Here is an 18,788-nt window from a genome sequence, read left to right as displayed (position 1 = left end):
GAATCGAACCACCGACACGAGGATTTTCAATCCTCTGCTCTACCGACTGAGCTATCCGGGCAACGGAGCGCTATTAAACGGATTTTCCCTTCAATCGTCAACTGCTTTTTGGAAATATTTTTAAAAAACGGTTTGTTTGCTGCGAATTTAGACAAAGCTGCGCTTTTTTATCCACCTGCGTTAAATTCCTTTTTGAATTTTGTTACTTTTTCTAAGTACCTTCTCGATTCAGCATTAGGGTGTTTTTGGGTCAGCGCCCAATAGACTTGATTGGGTTGCAGTGAATTTAAGTCCCTCATCGCTCGTTTCCTATCTTTGCTAAAGGTATTCAGTACTCCTCCTGTGCCGCCGTTGTAGGCCGAAATCATACTGTATTCGAGTGACGTTGGATGGCTGACCTCTTTGAGGTAGCGGTTTTTCAGAATATAAAAATAGGCCGTTCCCGTATCAATATTTTTTTCGGGATCAAACAGATATTCAGGACTGGGCTCACCAGATTTATTTTTGACCAGTTTAAAAACATCTCGACCTGCGGTTTTAGGAACCACTTGCATCAGGCCATACGCATTGGCCCAACTGACAGCGTAGGGGTTAAAGCTACTTTCAGTTTTTATGATCGCGTAGATCAGATCTTCGGGAATGTTATATTTTTTCGAGGCTCGGTGCACGATGTCGGCGTATTTATAACCTCGTTTAGAGGCATGATCCGCTACCATAGGAATTTCCACATAGTAGGCTTTTTTGAAATCAACGTTCTTAACTTTTAATTTATTTTCAATAAGATAATCAGCAAATCGATTCGCGCGCCAACCCCACTGGATCGGTTGTTTATCTTGATCAAGCACTTGGTTGTACAAAAATGGCTGACCATTCAATTCGATATTTTGTGAAGAGAAAAGGTCAACGTGTGCGGGATCATCAGGCGTGAGCAAGGTGGTAATAATGGCATTGCGCAGATGTTTTTTGGGGTCAGTTGGGGAAACTGTTTCGATAATAATGGTTCCCGTGGAGAAATTGACTTCGGAACGACTCAGGTAATTATCGATGTATTTTACATAGTTGCTTTTACCGGCCACTTTGATCTCTTTACTGCCCCAACGTTTCTCAATGTTGCCAGAAAAACTGCTGATCAGTGCATCTAAGGCGGTGGTATCTTTGACAAATTGCCCGGGTAATTGCGCTAAGTTTTTGGCAAAACGGTTGGTCGGCTCATAGTCGACGCTGTATATGCGTTCAACTAATTCTCGGCTACAACCGGCCAGTAGCATTGCAATAAAAAAGTAAGTCAGCTTTCTCATTATCTTCCCAATACAAAAATGACATCAGAGCGTTTACCATGATGTCATTGATTATCCTCGAAATAAATAAGGTATCTCTTATTTGCTTGGTGGCGTGTAGCCTTCGATATGGACCTCTTTTCCTTCAAATAGGAAGTTGGTCATTTCGGTTTCCAGCAATTTACGATGTTCAGGGTCCATCATATTGAGTTTTTTCTCGTTGATCAGCATGGTTTGCTTATGCTGCCATTGTGCCCAAGCCTCTTTTGAGATGTTGTCAAAAATACGTTTACCTAATTCACCTGGGTACAGTTGAAAATCCAAACCGTCGGCTTCTTTATTTAGTCGAGCACAAAATACAGTGCGGCTCATGGTCACTTCCTCTTCGGTGTTTTAAGGGTTAATTTCAAATGGAAGGCTTTCTAGCAACTGTTTTACAGGAGCGGCTAAGCCGATTTGTTCCGGTTGGGCTAAGTTATACCAAAGACCTTTGCTTGCTTCCATGATGATGTTCGGTTGTTGAGATAACTCCACCAAGATCGGTGTGATCTCTAAATGATAATGGCTAAACGTGTGGCGAAAAGCGATGAGTGGGCGAATAGAGCGGATAGCACTCTCTTTGATGGCTCTGTGATCAAGTTGATCTTCGATGGCACTATTGGGGTTTTCAGGGAAGCAAAATAATCCACCCCAAATTCCACTTTGAGGGCGTTGTTCTAACCATACTTGATGGTTATGGTGCAGCATCACAAACCAGGTTTGTTTGGTTGGTTTGTCTGTTTTTGGTTTTTTGCCCGGATAATCGAGTGGGTTATTTTGTTTATTGGCAATGCAAAAAGATTCAACTGGACAGAGCGTACATTTCGGTTTGCTGCGTGTGCAGACCATCGCCCCCATATCCATCATGGCTTGGTTATATTTATCAACATCTTGCGCTGGCGTATTTTGTTCGGCATGTTGCCACAACTGAGTTTCAACCTTTTTTTGCCCCGGCCAGCCTTCGACAGCAAAGCAGCGGGCTAAAGTACGCTTTACGTTACCATCTAAAATGGCGTGCGGCTGCTTATAAACCGAAGAAAGCACCGCCGCAGCGGTTGATCGGCCAATACCCGGTAGAGCATTCATCTGTTCGATATCAAGGGGAAACTCACCGCCATATTCGCTGGCCACTATTTTGGCTGCTTTGTGTAGATTGCGTGCACGTGCGTAATAACCAAGGCCGGTCCATAGGTGCAGTACCTCGTCTTGTTCTGCATTGGCCAAATCAATCACGGTTGGAAAACGTTGCATGAAGCGTTCGAAATAAGGGATTACCGTTGCGACTTGAGTTTGTTGGAGCATAATTTCCGACAGCCAAACGCTGTAGGCCGTTTTGTTTTGTTGCCACGGCAAATGTTTGCGCCCATAGGCGTCATACCATTTTAAAATGGCGTTAGCGAAAGGTGTCACGACAGGCTCTTTGGTTTATAGTTTTAGTGGAGCAAAATTGCACCACATAAATGTGACGTTGTAAAACGGACAAATTGTGTGGATTTATCCAACAAGTTTATTTCGATAACACTTGCACCGAGAATAATTCTTTGGATAATCCCCGCTTTGATTAATCAATGTGCAGGCAAGATCAATGAGTGAAGTAACCACCAACGAATATACCGAAGAAGGCAAAATACTGCGTCGAATCCGTAGTTTCGTTCGTCGTGAGGGTCGATTAACTAAAGGCCAAGAAGCGGCAATGAATGAATGTTGGCCAACAATGGGTATTGATTTCCAGCCACAATTGCTCGATTGGGCGGCGGTTTTTGGTAACGATAACCCGGTGGTTTTAGAAATTGGTTTTGGTATGGGCGCTTCATTAGTTGAAATGGCTAAAAATGCACCGCAAAAAAACTTCTTTGGTATTGAAGTGCATAGCCCAGGTGTTGGCGCCTGTTTGTCAGCCGCTCGTGATGCTGGCGTGACTAATTTACGCGTGATGTGCCATGATGCAGTGGAAGTATTTGAACACATGATCCCTGATGGTAGCCTGCATACACTGCAACTATTCTTCCCTGATCCTTGGCACAAAAAACGTCACCATAAGCGCCGTATTGTGCAGTTAGAATTTGCGGAAATGGTGCGTCAAAAACTAAAAATGGAAGAGGGCATCTTTCATATGGCGACCGATTGGGAAAACTACGCTGAGCATATGATTGAAGTGATGAATCAAGCGCCGGGCTTTGCCAATATTGCCGCAGAAGGTGACTATATTCCTCGTCCAGAAGAGCGTCCTTTGACTAAATTTGAAGCGCGTGGTCACCGTTTAGGTCATGGTGTGTGGGATATCAAATATAAACGCACCGCGTAACGACTCACTTTTGTTGCTGCAACAAAATTAGCGATTAAAGAAAAGCCAACATTGTTGTAATGTTGGCTTTTTCGGCCTTAGCGCCCTACGAAAATCATTATAAAAATAGAGAAAAACATTTCTCACCCGAGGTAAAGTCACCCATGAAGCTAACACCCAATCTACTTGCTGATATTTTGTGTGAGGTTCGCCCACTGATCGGCAAAGGAAAAGTCGCCGATTACATTCCTGCTTTAGCCAAAGTACCGAATAACAAGCTGGCGATCGCGGTTTACACCAATCAAGGTGAAGTGATTTCGGCTGGAGATGCCACGGAAGGATTCTCAATTCAATCCATCTCTAAAGCTTTGAGCTTAACGCTTGCTATGATGCTTTATAAACCAGAAGAGCTATGGCTTCGTGTCGGAAAAGAACCTTCAGGCCAAGCGTTTAATTCGATGATCCAGCTTGAAATGGAGCAGGGCATTCCGCGTAACCCTTTTATCAATGCTGGAGCTATTGTGGTGGCGGATATGCTGCATAGCCGTTTATCAGCCCCTCGGCAGCGTCTGCTGGAGTTTGTACGTCAGTTGTCGGGTGAAGAGGGCATCGTATACGACAAAGTGGTAGCGGCTTCAGAAATGATGCACAGCGATCGCAATGCCGCCATCGCCTATTTGATGCGATCGTTTGGTAATTTCGATAATGACGTTATCCCGGTCCTGCACAACTATTTTCACGCTTGTTCACTTAAAATGAGCTGTGTTCAATTAGCGAAAACCTTCAGTTATCTGGCGAATAAAGGGGTGTCCGTGCATACCAAGGAAGCGATAGTAACGCCGACACAAAGTAAGCAGATCAATGCCTTATTGGCTACTTGCGGTTTGTATGATGGCGCAGGAGAGTTCGCTTATCGTGTTGGCATGCCGGGTAAATCGGGCGTAGGTGGCGGTATTATTGCTGTTGTTCCTGGGGAGATGACGATTGCGGTTTGGTCGCCAGAGCTTGATGCGTCAGGTAATTCTTTAGCGGGCACTAAGATGTTAGAACTCTTGGCTGAGCGTATTGGTCGCTCTATCTTTTAAGTTTAATATTCTCTGACAGCCCGTGCTTTTGGCAAAAGATTGGCTACCGATTAGGTTAGCCAATCTCTGTTGGGTTTATCTTTTTAGTCGTCAGCCATAAAGGCTTCGAGCAAGTCATTAAGAAACAGTTTTCCTTTTTCTGTGATTTGCCAGTGACTTTCGGTTTGCGTTAAATAGTGTTCGGCTAGTGCCCAATCTATCGTTGGCTGAATCACGCTTAAACTTAATCCAGTTGTTTCAACAAAGTCTTGTTTCGGACAAGGTTCCATCAAGCGAAAGCGGTTCATGAAGAATTCAAAAGGGCGATCCGCAGCGGCGACTTCAAATTCGTCATCCAAGTAAGGTTTGAGTAAATTGAGATAGCCACGCGGATGTTTCACCTTAGTGGTGCGTACAATACGCCCATCGTTAAAGCTGAGCTTGCCATGCGCGCCACAACCAATCCCTAGATAATCACCAAAGCGCCAGTAATTTAAGTTGTGTTGGCATTGATAGCCGGGCTTGCTATAGCCAGAAATTTCATACTGCACGTACCCAGCGGCGGCCAATTTTTGGTGACCCAGCTCAAAAATATCCCACAGTGCGTCATCATCTGGCAAAGTGGGCGGTTTAAAGTAGAAAACCGTATTAGGTTCAATGGTCAGTTGATACCAAGAAAGATGAGGTGGGTTTAGTGCAATCGCTTTGTCTAAATCGGCCAGCGCTTGTTCACAGTTTTGATCGGGTAAGCCATGCATCAAATCTAAGTTGAAGCTGTTTAAGCCGATCTGATGAGCTAATTGAGCTGCATTAACCGCTTCTTGCTGACCATGAATTCGCCCTAAACGTGCCAGTTTTTGTGGCTCAAAACTTTGCACACCAATCGAGATGCGCGTCACCCCTGCTTGTCGATATCCAACAAAACGGTCAGCTTCTACCGTGCCCGGGTTGGCCTCCATAGTGATTTCAATCCCAGGCTTAAACGCAATACGCGCTTCAATGCCTTGTAGCAGGCGAGCAATACCTTCAGCAGAAAAAAGACTCGGTGTACCACCGCCAATAAAAATGGAATGCAATGGGCGAGGATGGTCTGTAAGGCGGTATTTGGCGATATCGGTATCGAGATCCTCCAATAGCGCATCAATGTATTCACGTTCAGGAATATCGTGCTTTAGCGCGTGAGAGTTAAAATCACAATAGGGGCATTTTTGTACACACCACGGGATGTGCACGTACAAACTCAGCGCGGGTGGTTGCAACATTATGAATTTTGCTCGCTTAAGGTTTTAAATAGCATTTTTAGCGCTTTGCCACGATGTGAAAGCTGCTTTTTACGTGCAGGTAGCAGTTCAGCTGAAGCGCAGTTATCTTCAGGGACAAAGAAGATTGGATCATAACCAAAACCGTTACTGCCGTGAGCTTGGTGCAAGATGCGACCTTGCCACGTACCATGGCAGACCAATGGTGTTGGGTCATTTTCGTGACGCATGAAAACCAGCACGCAATGAAAACGAGCGGTGCGTTGTTCGTCTGGTACACCTTCCATTGCCGCTAATAATTTTTCTAGGTTTTGTTGGTCACTGGCATTTTCACCAGCGTAGCGCGCCGAGTAAATTCCCGGAGCACCTTGCAGATAATCCACTTCTAAGCCGGAGTCATCGGCAATCGCAGGTAAGCCAGTGATTTTGGCAGCATGTCGTGCTTTGATGATCGCATTTTCAATAAAGGTGGTGCCAGTCTCTTCGGCTTCTGGGACGTTTAATTCTGTTTGCGCCACCACATCAAAACCGAAATCAACCAGCAGATCAGCCATTTCGCGTACTTTGCCTTGGTTTCCTGTGGCTAATACTATTTTTTTCATTGCACTGTTTCTCTATTCTTCGACGTAGAATTTTTGGGTGAATTTAAGCTTACCGGTGCCTTTTAAGCCCGCATCAACCTCAATGTCAAAACTCAAATTCTCTTCATTGGTAATGGGGAATTCAGCGAGGTAATAAATCGCGTTGCCCTCTTTGAATTGTTTAAATTCAAGTTCACGTACCTGACCGATTAGGTTTTTCGCATTGCCTTTGAGTGTCGCTTCCATAGCTGGTTTACCTAAGGCCGAGTTATCTAATACGCTGATGTTTAAAATAGCCGAGTAACCATTACGTTTTAACTGATAACTGCGCGCCACTTGTGGCGTTAAAAATGTTGAGTTGAAAGCTGAGTAGTGAACTTCAACATTCTTGATGGTTTGAAACTGCTCGGCGAGTGTGGGTAGCGAAATAAAGGCTATAACAAACGCTATCATCCATTTACGCATGTGGTGCTCCTTACAAAACAGAGTGGGCTAAATAAAAAGCCATCACAAGATGGCTTCAATCGGCGGTGGTATCACTTGAGGTGAATGAATTCGGACTTGTTTATGACGTCCCAATTCCCCTTTTTCTATCTCGATTAAACCTTTGGCGACTTTAAATTGTTTGGCCAAGAATTTGGTTAAATGCGCGTTGGCTTTGCCATCAACAGGCGGGGCTGTGATGGCAATTTTGATCTCCTCACCATGCAAGCCGACGATACTATCGCGGCTTGCTTTGGGTTGGATGTAGAGCTTGAGGATTAGATCCTCTCCCTCTTGCCAAACAGCAGATGACATTACAACTGATACCATACTGGGCCAATAAAATCGCCCATTAGGAAGTTCGCAAACTGCAGCACAATAAACAGCACCAATACACTTAAATCAAAACCACCCATCGCTGGTAGGATACGGCGGATCGGCGCAAGCATCGGCTCGGTTAATTGATGAAATACGTATTCAATCGGGCTGCGGCCTTGGCTAACCCAACTGAGAATGGCGCGGATCAACAGTACCCAGAACAGTAAACCGCCAGCGGCTTTGACTAACGAGAGTAAGCCTAAGAATAAAAAGTAGACGCTAAAACTAACCGCACCACCTGATGCCACCAGCATTAAGGCAATAAATTTCAATACGCACAGCACGTACACAAAGAGAACCGTGGCCAAATCTAGGCTACCAATGGATGGAATCGCTCGGCGCAGTGGGCCAACCACAGGTTGTGTTGCTTTGACGATAAACTGGGAGAATGGGTTATAGAAATCGGCACGCGCTGCTTGTAACCAGATGCGTAAAATTACGACCATGATGTACAGATCAAACAGGGTGGAGATCAAAAAACTCATTGAATTCATAGCTAGCCCTTAATATGAGTAGAGTGTCGTTTGCGCTTTTGCGCTATAGCTTAGTGAAACGCCACTAGGATTAAAACAGTTTTTCCATTTCTTGTGCACGAGTTACGGCCGCTTGCATCGCTTGTGCAACGATATTGGTAAGTTGATGCTCGTTAAAGGTGCGAATCGCCTCGGCGGTGGTGCCGCCTTTGGAAGTCACTTGTTCACGCAATGTCGAGAGTTCAATCTCAGGGTTTGCCACCACCATTTCGGCTGCGCCTAACGCCGCTTGTTGTACTAACAAACGGGCCGTTTCTTTATCAAAGCCTTGAGCGATGGCTTCATTTTGCATCGCTTCCATAAACAAAAAGAAGTAGGCAGGCGCACTGCCTGCGGCGGCGATGATGCCATTAATGGCGGACTCGTTTTCAACCCAGCACACTTCACCAACGGCTTGTAGCAATTGTGCGGTAAAGCGTTTGTCTTGCTCTGATACGCTTGGAGTGGCAAATAGACCGCTCATGCCTCGATTGATCAGCGAAGGTGTATTGGGCATGGCGCGTACTAGTTGCAGTTCGGTCGCCAGCATCTCATTAAGGCGCGCCGCAGAAACACCTGCTGCAATGGAGATCACCAACTTATTTCTAAAATCAATGGATTGCAAAGGTTGACAGACACTGGCCATCAACTGCGGTTTGACCGCCAGTACCACCACATCGGCTTGCTGCGCTGCGGCAAGATTATCGCTGGTGGTGTGAATGCCATAAGCACTTTCCAGTGGTTTGCGTCTTGTTTCTGACGGTGCGGTCGCGGTAATTCTATCAGATGGATAACCGCTGGCGACTAAGCCTGCAATAATTGCTTTGGCCATATTGCCTGCACCGATAAAAGTGATGTTTCTCTGCTGCATCTGCTGACCTCTAATTGCTTGTCGCTGATTGATTATTGTGTGGTTGATAGATAAGCCAGTGCTAAGCGTAATCACGCGCACCAAAAATAGCGGTGCCGATCCTAACCATAGTGCTACCAGCTTCAATCGCCGCTTGCATGTCGCCACTCATGCCCATTGAGAGCGTATCTAACCCTGAAAACCGTTCAGACAATTGCGCTTGTAAGCTCGCCAGTTTTTGAAATGCGGCAAGTTGTGCAGCGTAATCGGGGACATTCTCAGGAATAGACATCAGTCCTCTTAACGTGAGGTTGGGTAGCGCGGATATCAACTCTGCCAACTCAACTATTTCGTGTTCACCAATGCCCGATTTCGAGCTTTCGCCGCTGGTGTTGACTTGAATCAAGACCTGTAGTGGTGGCATGCCTGCTGGACGTTGATCATTTAAACGCTGGGCAATTTTACTTCGATCCACCGTATGCACCCAAGCAAAGTTCTCGGCCACAATGCGCGATTTATTGGACTGAATTGGGCCGATAAAGTGCCATTCTAAATCCAGTTCGGGGTGCAAGGTATTGAAGTATTGAACTTTATCCGCGCCCTCTTGCACATAGTTTTCACCAAATAAACGTTGCCCAGCGCGCGCTGCTTCTAGAATCGCCTCGACAGGTTTGGTCTTACTGACCGCTAAAAGTTGCACTCTCTCTCGAGCGCGTCCACACTTTTGTTGTGCACTTTCAATTTGTGAAGTGATCTGTTCAATGTTTTGTTGAATACTACTCATAGCCTGACTTTACTAAGGAAATTAAATGGATATCGCTGAGCTACTGGATTTTAGTGTAAAGCACAACGCTTCGGATCTACACCTATCTGCAGGTGTTCCACCTATGGTACGGATAGATGGTGAAGTAAGAAAGCTCGGAGTGCCTGCTTTTACTCATGCTGACGTGCATCGTTTGATTTTTGAGATCATGAACGATGCTCAGCGTAGTGAATTTGAAGAGAAACTGGAAGTGGATTTCTCATTTGAGCTGCCTAATGTAGGGCGTTTTCGTGTCAATGCTTTCCATCAATCTCGTGGCTGCTCTGCGGTTTTCCGGACGATTCCTACGGTGATCCCAACCTTGGAAGAACTACAAGCGCCTGACATTTTTAATAAAATCGCCAATTATGAGAAAGGATTGGTGCTGGTGACTGGGCCAACAGGGTCGGGTAAGTCGACCACACTGGCAGCAATGGTTGATTACATTAATTCTCATCACAACAAACACATTTTAACCATTGAAGACCCCATTGAGTTTGTGCATAGCAACAATAAATGTTTGGTTAACCAACGTGAAGTGCACCGAGATACCCACAGTTTTAAAGCGGCGCTACGCTCGGCGCTGCGCGAAGATCCGGATGTAATCTTGGTCGGTGAGCTGCGCGATCAAGAAACCATCAGCTTAGCGTTAACCGCGGCTGAAACCGGGCATTTAGTGTTTGGCACGTTACATACCAGCTCTGCGGCGAAAACCATCGACCGGATCATTGATGTGTTTCCCGGTAGTGATAAAGAGATGGTTCGTTCAATGCTCTCTGAATCATTGCGAGCCGTGATTGCGCAAAAGTTGCTAAAACGTTTAGGTGGGGGCCGCGTCGCATGTCATGAAATTATGCTTGCCACTCCAGCGATTCGTAACTTGATCCGCGAGGATAAGGTTGCGCAGATGTACTCCATCATCCAAACGGGTGCGGCGCATGGCATGCAAACCATGGAACAGAATTCTAAACAGTTGATTGCGCAAGGTATTGTCGATCAAGAAGAAGTGCAGAAAAAACTGGAAGTCAATTCATCACCATTTTAAGAGAGAGCTCATGGAACTGAACCAATGTCTTGAGGGTATGTTGACTCAAAAAGCTTCCGACTTGTACCTCACCGTAGGAGCGCCAGTGTTATTTCGCGTCGATGGAGAGTTAAGAGCTCATGGCGAAAAGTTATCCCAAACGCAGGTGATGGCGTTGTTAGATGCCATGATGGATGAGGATCGCCGCCGTGAATTTCAACGCACACGTGAAGCCAATTTTGCAGTGGTGAGAGAGATTGGCCGTTTTCGTGTCAGTGCTTTTTTTCAGCGTGAGCTGCCCGGTGCGGTGATCCGCCGTATTGAAACTCATATCCCCACTTTTGAAGAATTAAAGTTACCGGGCGTGTTGCAAGATCTCTCGATTGCAAAGCGTGGGCTGGTGCTGGTGGTCGGCGCGACGGGGTCGGGCAAATCGACCACCATGGCGGCCATGACGGGTTATCGTAACTCGCACCGAACTGGGCATATTTTAACAGTGGAAGATCCGATTGAGTTTGTGCATGAGCATCAGCGCTGCATTGTGACCCAGCGAGAAGTGGGGTTGGATACCGAGAGTTACGAAGTGGCGCTGAAAAACTCGCTGCGCCAAGCCCCTGATATGATTTTAATTGGTGAGATCCGTTCACGTGAAACGATGGAATATGCGATGACCTTTGCCGAGACAGGTCATTTATGTATGGCAACGTTACATGCTAACAATGCCAACCAAGCGCTTGAGCGAATTTTGCATTTGGTTCCTAAAGAGCAAAAAGAGCAGTTTTTGTTTGATCTGTCGATGAACCTCAAAGGCGTTGTGGGGCAGCAGTTGATCCGCGATAAAAATGGCAAGGGACGACATGGTGTGTTTGAGATTTTACTCAACAGCCCTCGAATTTCCGATTTGATCCGCCGCGGTGATATGCACGAATTGAAAGCGACGATGGGCAAATCAAAAGAAGTGGGGATGCAGACTTTTGACCAAGCACTGTATCAACTGGTCGTTGAGGACAAAATCAGTGAACAAGATGCACTGCACAGCGCTGACTCGGCTAACGATTTACGTTTAATGTTAAAAACAAAGCGTGGCGAAGGGATCAGCAGTGGCACATTGGATAACGTGCAGATTGATATGGAATAGTCGCAGTTTAAGACGAACAATCCCGAACTCGATTCGGGATTGTGCTGCATCGCTGTATTAAAGTTAAGTTACGCGCCCCATTGCGCTTCAAACCAGCTCTCTAAGATCACTACAGCTGATTGGCAATCGACATTGCCTTTGCTCAGCGCTTTATAGCCGCCCATGGCAAATAAGTCGGCGCGGGCTTCCCGGGTTGAAAGCCGTTCGTCATGCATCTCGACGGGTAAGCCAAAGCGCCCGTGTAAACGCTGCGCAAATTTTTTGGCTCGCGGAGTAATGGTTTCCAACGCTTTGCCGTGCAAATCTGTTGGTAGCCCTACCACCAATAAATGGGGTTGCCACTCTTTGATCTGCTTTTCGATCTCTTGCCAATGTGGAATTCCGTCATTGGCTTTAAAGGCTTTAAGTGGCGATGCGGTACCTGTAACTTCTTGGCCAATCGCGCTGCCGATGCTTTTGGTGCCAAAGTCAAAAGCCATAATGGTTCTGGATGTCATAATCAGTATCTTGAATGGTGCAATAAAGGCTCTAAAAAGGCGCGTTACCTAGTTAGAGCCGTAGTAAAGGTTAGAGCCGTAAAAGTTAAGCATGCCCAGCTTGCGCTGAGAGTTGGATGGGGTCAATGCCGAGTTTTTTAATCGCCTGATTCCACTTATCGTGAATGGGCGTATTAAAGATAACATCTGGATCGGCCTCAATGGTTAACCAAGAATTTTCAGCCAGCTCTAACTCAAGCTGACCCGGCTCCCAGCCTGAATAACCCAGAGCCACAAGATAGTGACTTGGTTCGGCATCCGTGCCCAGTACCGCTAAAATATCTTTCGATGTGGTGACGGCAATGTCATCGCTCATACGGATGCTGGATTCATAATGATCTTTCGGTCGATGTAGAATAAACCCACGATCTTCAGAAACAGGACCGCCATTCAATACGGGCCTTTTTAGGCTATCAAGTTGAAGCTTCGGGTAGCTTGGCTCAACATCGACTTGGTTTAACATGCCGCCCACGGTGATATCAATCGGCACATTAATCATCAAGCCCATCGCCCCCTCTTCATTGTGCTCACAGATGTAAATAACACTGTGCTTGAAGTAAGGGTCTCTCATACTTGGCATGGCGACTAAAAAATGATTTGTAAGATTCATACTGCCTCCAACCTATCGCAAATTACTGGGCAAGAGTTTGCCCAGTTCAGCATGACTTGTTGATTCGACGCTCAATCGCGTCCATCAACTTACCGGTAATTGAGATATCAAAGGCGGCCTCTATTTCACGAATACACGTAGGGCTCGTCACGTTGATCTCAGTGAGCTTGTCGCCAATAACGTCAAGTCCGACAAAGATTAAGCCTTTTTCTTTCAATGTTGGAGCAATAGTTTGAGCAATTTTTTTATCGGTTTCGCTTAGCGGACGCGCTTCACCACGGCCACCAGCTGCCAAATTGCCACGGGTTTCACCTTGTGCCGGAATTCGCGCTAGGCAGTAAGGCATTGGTTCACCATCGACCACTAAAATACGTTTATCACCGTTGCTGATGTCAGGTACAAAAGTTTGCGCCATACAGTAGTTTTGGCCGTGGTTAGTTAATGTTTCGATAATGACAGATACGTTTGGATCACCCTCTTTAACGCGGAAGATAGATGCCCCGCCCATACCGTCTAACGGTTTTAAAATCACATCACCATGTTGCGCGCGGAAGGCTTTAATTTTTTCTGCTTTACGCGTCACTATGGTGGTTGGTGTTAGTTCAGGGAACCATGCCGTAAACAGTTTCTCATTGCAGTCACGTAAGCTTTGCGGCTTATTGACGATTAATGTTCCTGCTTCTTCTGCTCGTTCTAGAATGTAGGTTGCGTAGATATATTCAGTGTCAAACGGCGGATCTTTACGCATCAATACGGCATCGAGATCAGCCAGTGGAATAGTTTGCTCAGATAAAAACTCATACCAACCGTTCGGATCTTCTTTTAATGTCACCACTTTGGTATCGGCAAAAGCGACACCTTGATCTAAGTGTAGATCATTCATCTCCATATAGTGGATTTCATAACCACGACGCTGCGCTTCTAGCAACATGGCAAAGCTGGAATCTTTTTTGATGTTAATGGACGAGATAGGGTCCATGACGATACCAAGTTTAATCATTGTTTTTCTCCGGTTAGCCAAGATCGCCAAAGCGAACTTGAAGAGCAGTAATAGCCGTTAAGGCCGCAGTTTCAGTACGCAGTACGCGTGGGCCTAGCAAGGTTTCTTCAAAATGATACTGTTCAGTCATGCTAATTTCTGATTCTGATAAGCCCCCTTCAGGGCCAATCAACAAACGGACTTTATTGATGGGTTGAGGCAGGGTATTAATCGAATACTTCGCACGTGGATGTAAGTTGAGCTTGAGCGCATCACTGGGTTCGGCACACCACTCTTCCAACTGCATAATTGGGCGGATCAGCGGCACTATATTGCGGCCGCACTGCTCACAAGCGCTGATTGCAATTTTTTGCCACTGTTCAAGTTTTTTCTCAAAACGTTTGGCATCTAATTTCACGCCGCAACGTTCAGAAATCAAAGGCGTGATGGTATTGACGCCAAGTTCGACCGATTTTTGAATGGTGAACTCCATCTTGTCTCCACGCGAGATCACCTGCCCAAGGTGTAAATTAAGAGGCGATTCACAGCTGCTTTCGACTCTTTTCAACACATTGACCAGCACATTTTTTTTGCTGACCTCGGTAATTTCCGCTGGGAATTCCGCGCCGCTGCCATCAAAAAGCAGTACTTCTTGGCCCGCTTGCATGCGTAACACCCTGCCAATATGCCCAGCCGCATCATCATTGAGAGCAATAATGCTTGAGGGTTGAAGAGGAGTCGGATGATAAATTCTAGGGATACGCATGGATAGTTCCTACCTGACGTTGAATAGCCATTAACATGGATGCTTTACACTGAAAAAACAAGGGGCAAGGGCGAGTTTCAATCACGAAAATAGCCCACAAAAAGTACCTCATGAACGGCACTGTTGCTGCACAAATGGGTTGTGGTTGCCTTGAACTTTGGCAATTCGCTGATCGCGTTTGCATTCCCACTCATCGGCTGGGTATTGGCGATTCCAAGCTTGCATTAGTTGTGTTTGGGACTTGGATAACTGAAAGCCATAGTTTTGACTCATGTACAGATAGGTACGAGCAATTGAGCCACGTGCTCTATCGGGTGGCATGACTTTGCGTTGTTTAAAATCGACCTGCATTTCACAACGGCCATAGCTTTCACCCTCTACGCCATTCCACTGACTGAAATTGTAGTTTGAACGGTCACCGTTGACTTCGCCAATCGCCGGCGTCAGGTTGTGGAGGTCAGCTTCCATCGAACGAAAAATAGTATCATTTTTGGTGCAATTTTTACGCCCACCTTGTTGCCAGCACTGACGCTGGTGGCCAAATTGCCAAGCAGGGACGACGTGTTCCCATTCAATACGGCTGGCGCGAGTTTGTTGTTTGCGAACTTGGTAACCACAAGTTTGTAAGTCGGGCGTGCCTTTCTTACCTTGCCATGCAATGTCACAACCGCAGTAAAAGCTCACTGGATGATCATGATAGATTTTCAATGCTTCTTTTTTAGCTTGAGAAAAGGAAGCGGGAGGCGCAGCTAGGGCACAAAACGAGAACAAAGCTAAGCTGCTATTCACAAGCAATAAGCGAAAATAGGACATCATTTAGACTGATATAAGTATGGTTTTTATTAGTCTAACACTCAGATTAAAGAATAATAAATGATGTTTTTGTTGTTAATTGCAGATGGGTGTAACCACACAGCTGTAGATTCAAGTAGCAGCAACCAAAGTTTATTTAGGAAAGCTGCACGCCAGTAAAATGGAGCGTTTGTGCACAGTGTTGACAGCGGTAGGTGGCTTGATTGCGCATCACTTTATTGTGACGACGGACAGTGAGCGGATAATGCGCACAGGCGCAGTGATATTCAAAGGTTTTGCCTTGCACAGAAGAGACTTCAAAGCGATGAGTGGTATTGGCTGGCAAATGAAACACTTGATTCATCACGGCCTGCCACTCTTTACCGTGTGGACGAACACGACCATAGCGCTGGTAGGTAATTAGGTGGGCGATTTCATGTGGGATCACTTCATCGAGAAAGGCGCGTTGATTTTCAGCAAACAGCACTGGATTCAGTCTGATCTCCCAACGTTGTAAATAAGCCTTACCTGCCGCCTTTCCCCGTAACTGATAGCTGATACTCGGCATAGGGAAGTCGTGTTGAAAATAGTGACGAGCGGTTGTGATGCACTGTTTTGCTTTTACTTGCGCGCGGTAATGTAGCTCAAAATTAGGCACAGATTCATTCCTAGAAAAAAGCCCTTGCGAATGAGCAAGGGCTTACAAATTTAAACTAGGTTGAAAATTACTTCAAGCCAGCAAAGTCACGCAGGATGGCGGCTTTGTCAGTCGCTTCCCAAGGAAACTCTTCACGGCCGAAGTGACCGTAAGCGGCGGTTTTCTTGTAGATCGGTTGCAGCAAATTGAGCATTTCTTGTAGGCCGTATGGGCGTAGGTCGAAGTGCTGGCGTACCGCTTCAATGATGATCTCTTGTGATACTTTTTCAGTACCAAAGGTTTCGACCATGATTGAGGTTGGATCTGCGATACCAATGGCGTATGACAACTGAATTTCACAGCGGTCAGCAAGGCCTGCCGCTACGATGTTTTTCGCTACATAACGCGCCGCGTAGGCTGCACTACGGTCTACTTTTGATGGATCTTTACCAGAGAATGCACCACCACCGTGACGCGCTGCGCCGCCGTAGGTATCAACAATGATCTTACGACCAGTTAAACCACAGTCACCCATTGGGCCGCCAATCACAAAACGACCGGTTGGGTTGATGAAGAATTTGGTCTCTTTGCTAAGCCACTCGGCTGGCAACACAGGCTTAATGATCTCTTCCATGACGCCTTCGCGTAGGTCAGCTGTCGAGATAGAGTCGCAATGTTGCGTTGAAAGAACGACTGCATCAATTCCGACAATTTTACCTTGGTCATATTGGAAGGTAACTTGAGATTTTGCATCAGGACGTAGCCAAGAAAGCGTGCCATTTTTACGCACTTCTGCTTGTTTTTGCATCAAGCGGTGAGCGTAGGTGATCGGTGCTGGCATCAAGATTTCAGTTTCGTTGGTCGCGTAACCGAACATAATACCTTGGTCACCGGCGCCTTGTTCTTTAGGATCGGCCTTATCAACACCTTGGTTGATATCAGGTGACTGTTTACCAATGGTATTCAAAACGGCGCAAGAATTGGCATCGAAACCCATCTCTGAGTTGACGTAACCAATTTCACGAACGGTTTGGCGAGTAAGCTCTTCAATGTCCACCCATGCAGAGGTAGTGATTTCACCACCAACCATGACCATGCCGGTTTTCACGTAAGTTTCACAAGCAACGCGCGCTTTGATGTCTTGTTCTAGAATCGCATCCAAAACTGCATCAGAAATTTGGTCTGCAATTTTATCTGGATGGCCTTCTGAAACGGATTCAGAAGTAAACAGGTGCTTAACCATGAGAGCTCCACTTTTAATCGTTGGACTATGGCAAGCTTCGCTCACCATCGTTATTCATTAGTTTATGTAGGTGTTTCTACATCTAGACGTCTATTCTAGTTTTGAATGGTCGAATTACAAGTTATTTTTACGCCTGTCTGTAAACCAAACGTTTGCTTAAATTTAGATGAAAAATTGGAGTTTGGTTTTTTATCCTAAAAATAAGCGCTAAAGAGCACTATTTCTCCAGTAAAACGTTTGCAGTGAGAAAAGTGCTTTGAGAGAATAGCCGCGCTATTTTCAGCCCATTTCCGTTAATTTGAATTCGCTTAATGCACTCAGGAGCAGACATGTCTTCCCGTAACCTTGTTTCTAATAAAGAACTCGCCAATGCCATCCGTGCTCTTAGTATGGACGGTGTTCAACAAGCTAACTCTGGTCACCCCGGTGCACCGATGGGTATGGCCGATATCGCCGAAGTTCTTTGGCGTAGTCACTTAAACCATAACCCACAAAACCCACAATGGGCTGACCGCGACCGTTTTGTGCTGTCAAACGGCCACGGCTCAATGCTGATTTACTCTTTATTGCACCTGAGCGGTTACGCGCTGTCGATTGATGATTTGAAAAACTTCCGTCAATTACACTCAAAAACACCGGGTCACCCAGAATACGGTTACGCGCCGGGCATTGAAACCACCACGGGCCCACTAGGCCAAGGTATTACCAATGCGGTCGGCATGGCGATGGCTGAAAAAGCACTGGCGGCGCAGTTCAACAAACCGGGGCACGACATCGTTGACCACTTCACTTATGTGTTCATGGGTGATGGTTGTTTGATGGAAGGCATCTCGCACGAGGCGTGTTCTCTGGCGGGCACACTGGGCCTTGGCAAACTGATTGCGTTTTGGGATGACAACGGCATTTCTATCGATGGTCATGTGGAAGGCTGGTTCTCTGATGACACGCCAAAACGTTTTGAAGCGTACGGCTGGCATGTTATTGCTGCGGTTGATGGCCATAACGCTGAAGCGATTAATGCCGCGATTGAGGCTGCGAAAGCAGACCCTCGTCCAACCTTGATTTGCACCAAAACCATCATCGGTTTTGGCTCGCCAAACAAAGCGGGCTCACACGACTGTCACGGTGCCCCTTTAGGCGCTGAAGAAATCAAAGCGGCGCGTGAATTCTTGGGTTGGCCGCATGCACCTTTCCACATCCCTGCCGACATTTACGCGCAGTGGGATGCCAAAGAAGCTGGCCAAGCAAAAGAAACCGATTGGAACGCCAAGTTTGAAGCCTACGCCGCCGCTTACCCAGCCGAAGCCGCTGAGTTTAAACGCCGCGTAAATGGCGAGTTGCCAGCAGAATGGGAAGCGAAAGCGAGTCAAATTATTGCTGACCTTCAAGCTAACCCAGCCAATATTGCGTCACGTAAAGCGTCACAAAATGCGCTGGAAGCGTTTGGTAAAATGCTGCCAGAATTTATGGGCGGCTCGGCGGACTTGGCACCGTCTAACCTCACCATGTGGTCGGGCTCTCAATCGCTCACGGC

General features: G+C 46.3%; 22 protein-coding genes. 5 read left to right on the top strand and 17 right to left on the bottom strand.

Going from position 1 to position 18,788, the window contains the following annotated elements:
* Positions 1 to 167: 167 nt before the first annotated feature.
* The 3 genes from mltC to mutY all read right to left on the bottom strand — a co-directional run bounded on the left by mltC (position 168) and on the right by mutY (position 2,726).
* Positions 168 to 1,298 (bottom strand): membrane-bound lytic murein transglycosylase MltC, encoded by a 1,131-nt coding sequence (gene mltC, locus B9J87_RS12250; RefSeq protein WP_094150989.1) that lies wholly within the window; start codon positions 1,296 to 1,298, stop codon positions 168 to 170.
* Between the two features lie 78 nt (positions 1,299 to 1,376).
* Entirely contained in the window at positions 1,377 to 1,649 is a 273-nt protein-coding gene (locus B9J87_RS12245; RefSeq protein WP_010320634.1) for an oxidative damage protection protein, read from the bottom strand.
* A 21-nt stretch (positions 1,650 to 1,670) separates the two neighbouring features.
* Positions 1,671 to 2,726, bottom strand: a complete 1,056-nt coding sequence (gene mutY, locus B9J87_RS12240; protein WP_013857828.1) for an A/G-specific adenine glycosylase — start codon at positions 2,724 to 2,726, stop codon at positions 1,671 to 1,673.
* A gap of 175 nt (positions 2,727 to 2,901) precedes the next feature.
* Between mutY and trmB the strand changes: the two genes are divergently transcribed.
* Positions 2,902 to 3,621, top strand: coding sequence for a tRNA (guanosine(46)-N7)-methyltransferase TrmB (gene trmB, locus B9J87_RS12235; protein ID WP_026027213.1), 720 nt, complete (start codon positions 2,902 to 2,904; stop codon positions 3,619 to 3,621).
* 143 nt (positions 3,622 to 3,764) lie between these two features.
* On the top strand, positions 3,765 to 4,685 hold the full coding sequence (glsB, locus tag B9J87_RS12230; RefSeq protein WP_026028230.1) for a glutaminase B: 921 nt from the start codon (positions 3,765 to 3,767) through the stop codon (positions 4,683 to 4,685).
* A gap of 83 nt (positions 4,686 to 4,768) precedes the next feature.
* On the opposite strand, the gene hemW is transcribed toward glsB, so the two are convergent.
* The 7 genes from hemW to B9J87_RS12195 form a co-directional block, all read right to left on the bottom strand.
* Positions 4,769 to 5,926 (bottom strand): radical SAM family heme chaperone HemW, encoded by a 1,158-nt coding sequence (gene hemW / locus B9J87_RS12225; RefSeq protein ID WP_094150988.1) that lies wholly within the window; start codon positions 5,924 to 5,926, stop codon positions 4,769 to 4,771.
* Complete coding sequence (locus B9J87_RS12220; protein ID WP_017042394.1) at positions 5,926 to 6,525, bottom strand: XTP/dITP diphosphatase; 600 nt, start codon at positions 6,523 to 6,525, stop codon at positions 5,926 to 5,928. The genes hemW and B9J87_RS12220 overlap by 1 nt, the downstream gene beginning before the upstream one ends.
* Before the next feature lie 12 nt (positions 6,526 to 6,537).
* Positions 6,538 to 6,969 carry a DUF4426 domain-containing protein gene (locus B9J87_RS12215; protein WP_013857823.1) on the bottom strand — a complete coding sequence of 144 codons (432 nt, stop codon included), beginning with the start codon at positions 6,967 to 6,969 and terminating at the stop codon, positions 6,538 to 6,540.
* Positions 6,970 to 7,011: 42 nt separating this feature from the next.
* Positions 7,012 to 7,302 (bottom strand): DUF167 family protein YggU, encoded by a 291-nt coding sequence (yggU, locus tag B9J87_RS12210; protein WP_094150987.1) that lies wholly within the window; start codon positions 7,300 to 7,302, stop codon positions 7,012 to 7,014.
* Positions 7,302 to 7,859 carry a YggT family protein gene (locus tag B9J87_RS12205; RefSeq protein ID WP_094150978.1) on the bottom strand — a complete coding sequence of 186 codons (558 nt, stop codon included), beginning with the start codon at positions 7,857 to 7,859 and terminating at the stop codon, positions 7,302 to 7,304. The genes yggU and B9J87_RS12205 overlap by 1 nt, the downstream gene beginning before the upstream one ends.
* Positions 7,860 to 7,929: 70 nt before the next feature.
* On the bottom strand, positions 7,930 to 8,748 hold the full coding sequence (proC, locus tag B9J87_RS12200) for a pyrroline-5-carboxylate reductase (protein WP_094150976.1): 819 nt from the start codon (positions 8,746 to 8,748) through the stop codon (positions 7,930 to 7,932).
* Between the two features lie 61 nt (positions 8,749 to 8,809).
* Positions 8,810 to 9,511, bottom strand: coding sequence for a YggS family pyridoxal phosphate-dependent enzyme (locus tag B9J87_RS12195; protein WP_017048292.1), 702 nt, complete (start codon positions 9,509 to 9,511; stop codon positions 8,810 to 8,812).
* A gap of 25 nt (positions 9,512 to 9,536) precedes the next feature.
* Here B9J87_RS12195 and B9J87_RS12190 point away from each other — a divergent pair, with 25 nt between their 5' ends.
* Both B9J87_RS12190 and B9J87_RS12185 read left to right on the top strand, forming a co-directional pair.
* A complete protein-coding gene (locus tag B9J87_RS12190; protein WP_013857819.1) occupies positions 9,537 to 10,574 on the top strand; it encodes a type IV pilus twitching motility protein PilT in 1,038 nt (345 codons plus the stop codon).
* Between the two features lie 10 nt (positions 10,575 to 10,584).
* The gene (locus B9J87_RS12185; protein WP_094150974.1) at positions 10,585 to 11,691 is read left to right on the top strand and encodes a PilT/PilU family type 4a pilus ATPase; all 1,107 of its coding nucleotides are present in this window, start codon (positions 10,585 to 10,587) and stop codon (positions 11,689 to 11,691) included.
* A 68-nt stretch (positions 11,692 to 11,759) separates the two neighbouring features.
* On the opposite strand, the gene ruvX is transcribed toward B9J87_RS12185, so the two are convergent.
* The 7 genes from ruvX to metK form a co-directional block, all read right to left on the bottom strand.
* Positions 11,760 to 12,188 carry a Holliday junction resolvase RuvX gene (gene ruvX / locus B9J87_RS12180; RefSeq protein ID WP_010320648.1) on the bottom strand — a complete coding sequence of 143 codons (429 nt, stop codon included), beginning with the start codon at positions 12,186 to 12,188 and terminating at the stop codon, positions 11,760 to 11,762.
* A gap of 85 nt (positions 12,189 to 12,273) precedes the next feature.
* Entirely contained in the window at positions 12,274 to 12,837 is a 564-nt protein-coding gene (locus B9J87_RS12175; RefSeq protein WP_013857816.1) for a YqgE/AlgH family protein, read from the bottom strand.
* A 46-nt stretch (positions 12,838 to 12,883) separates the two neighbouring features.
* Positions 12,884 to 13,837: a glutathione synthase gene (gene gshB, locus B9J87_RS12170; RefSeq protein ID WP_040122940.1), complete on the bottom strand. Its 954-nt coding sequence runs from the start codon at positions 13,835 to 13,837 to the stop codon at positions 12,884 to 12,886.
* 13 nt (positions 13,838 to 13,850) lie between these two features.
* On the bottom strand, positions 13,851 to 14,582 hold the full coding sequence (rsmE, locus tag B9J87_RS12165; protein WP_013857814.1) for a 16S rRNA (uracil(1498)-N(3))-methyltransferase: 732 nt from the start codon (positions 14,580 to 14,582) through the stop codon (positions 13,851 to 13,853).
* 108 nt (positions 14,583 to 14,690) lie between these two features.
* Positions 14,691 to 15,398, bottom strand: a complete 708-nt coding sequence (endA, locus tag B9J87_RS12160) for a deoxyribonuclease I (RefSeq protein ID WP_094150972.1) — start codon at positions 15,396 to 15,398, stop codon at positions 14,691 to 14,693.
* 133 nt (positions 15,399 to 15,531) lie between these two features.
* Positions 15,532 to 16,032, bottom strand: a complete 501-nt coding sequence (locus B9J87_RS12155) for a SprT family zinc-dependent metalloprotease (RefSeq protein ID WP_017045505.1) — start codon at positions 16,030 to 16,032, stop codon at positions 15,532 to 15,534.
* A gap of 67 nt (positions 16,033 to 16,099) precedes the next feature.
* Positions 16,100 to 17,254, bottom strand: coding sequence for a methionine adenosyltransferase (gene metK / locus B9J87_RS12150; RefSeq protein ID WP_026027375.1), 1,155 nt, complete (start codon positions 17,252 to 17,254; stop codon positions 16,100 to 16,102).
* Between the two features lie 329 nt (positions 17,255 to 17,583).
* On the opposite strand from metK, the gene B9J87_RS12145 reads away from it, so the two are divergent.
* The coding region (locus B9J87_RS12145) for a transketolase family protein (RefSeq protein ID WP_303396263.1) at positions 17,584 to 18,788 on the top strand (1,205 nt) is incomplete at its 3' end.

The organism is Vibrio sp. V19_P1S1T109 (assembly GCF_002241375.1).
GTDB classification, from domain to species: domain Bacteria; phylum Pseudomonadota; class Gammaproteobacteria; order Enterobacterales; family Vibrionaceae; genus Vibrio; species Vibrio anguillarum.
Note: the sequence above shows the minus strand (reverse complement) of the source record. Positions and strands in the feature narration are given on the sequence as shown.

Bases quoted from the DNA above. Each gene is read 5' to 3' on its own strand.
- B9J87_RS12195 (WP_017048292.1), bottom strand. From the start codon at position 9,511: ATGAGTAGTATTCAACAAAACATTGAACAGATCACTTCACAAATTGAA.
- B9J87_RS12220 (WP_017042394.1), bottom strand. From the start codon at position 6,525: ATGAAAAAAATAGTATTAGCCACAGGAAACCAAGGCAAAGTACGCGAA.
- ruvX (WP_010320648.1), bottom strand. From the start codon at position 12,188: ATGACATCCAGAACCATTATGGCTTTTGACTTTGGCACCAAAAGCATC.
- B9J87_RS12215 (WP_013857823.1), bottom strand. From the start codon at position 6,969: ATGCGTAAATGGATGATAGCGTTTGTTATAGCCTTTATTTCGCTACCC.
- endA (WP_094150972.1), bottom strand. From the start codon at position 15,398: ATGATGTCCTATTTTCGCTTATTGCTTGTGAATAGCAGCTTAGCTTTG.
- gshB (WP_040122940.1), bottom strand. From the start codon at position 13,837: ATGATTAAACTTGGTATCGTCATGGACCCTATCTCGTCCATTAACATC.
- B9J87_RS12190 (WP_013857819.1), top strand. From the start codon at position 9,537: ATGGATATCGCTGAGCTACTGGATTTTAGTGTAAAGCACAACGCTTCG.
- metK (WP_026027375.1), bottom strand. From the start codon at position 17,254: ATGGTTAAGCACCTGTTTACTTCTGAATCCGTTTCAGAAGGCCATCCA.
- trmB (WP_026027213.1), top strand. From the start codon at position 2,902: ATGAGTGAAGTAACCACCAACGAATATACCGAAGAAGGCAAAATACTG.
- B9J87_RS12175 (WP_013857816.1), bottom strand. From the start codon at position 12,837: ATGAATCTTACAAATCATTTTTTAGTCGCCATGCCAAGTATGAGAGAC.
- B9J87_RS12205 (WP_094150978.1), bottom strand. From the start codon at position 7,859: ATGAATTCAATGAGTTTTTTGATCTCCACCCTGTTTGATCTGTACATC.
- yggU (WP_094150987.1), bottom strand. From the start codon at position 7,302: ATGTCATCTGCTGTTTGGCAAGAGGGAGAGGATCTAATCCTCAAGCTC.
- rsmE (WP_013857814.1), bottom strand. From the start codon at position 14,582: ATGCGTATCCCTAGAATTTATCATCCGACTCCTCTTCAACCCTCAAGC.
- B9J87_RS12245 (WP_010320634.1), bottom strand. From the start codon at position 1,649: ATGAGCCGCACTGTATTTTGTGCTCGACTAAATAAAGAAGCCGACGGT.
- B9J87_RS12185 (WP_094150974.1), top strand. From the start codon at position 10,585: ATGGAACTGAACCAATGTCTTGAGGGTATGTTGACTCAAAAAGCTTCC.
- mltC (WP_094150989.1), bottom strand. From the start codon at position 1,298: ATGAGAAAGCTGACTTACTTTTTTATTGCAATGCTACTGGCCGGTTGT.
- glsB (WP_026028230.1), top strand. From the start codon at position 3,765: ATGAAGCTAACACCCAATCTACTTGCTGATATTTTGTGTGAGGTTCGC.
- hemW (WP_094150988.1), bottom strand. From the start codon at position 5,926: ATGTTGCAACCACCCGCGCTGAGTTTGTACGTGCACATCCCGTGGTGT.
- proC (WP_094150976.1), bottom strand. From the start codon at position 8,748: ATGCAGCAGAGAAACATCACTTTTATCGGTGCAGGCAATATGGCCAAA.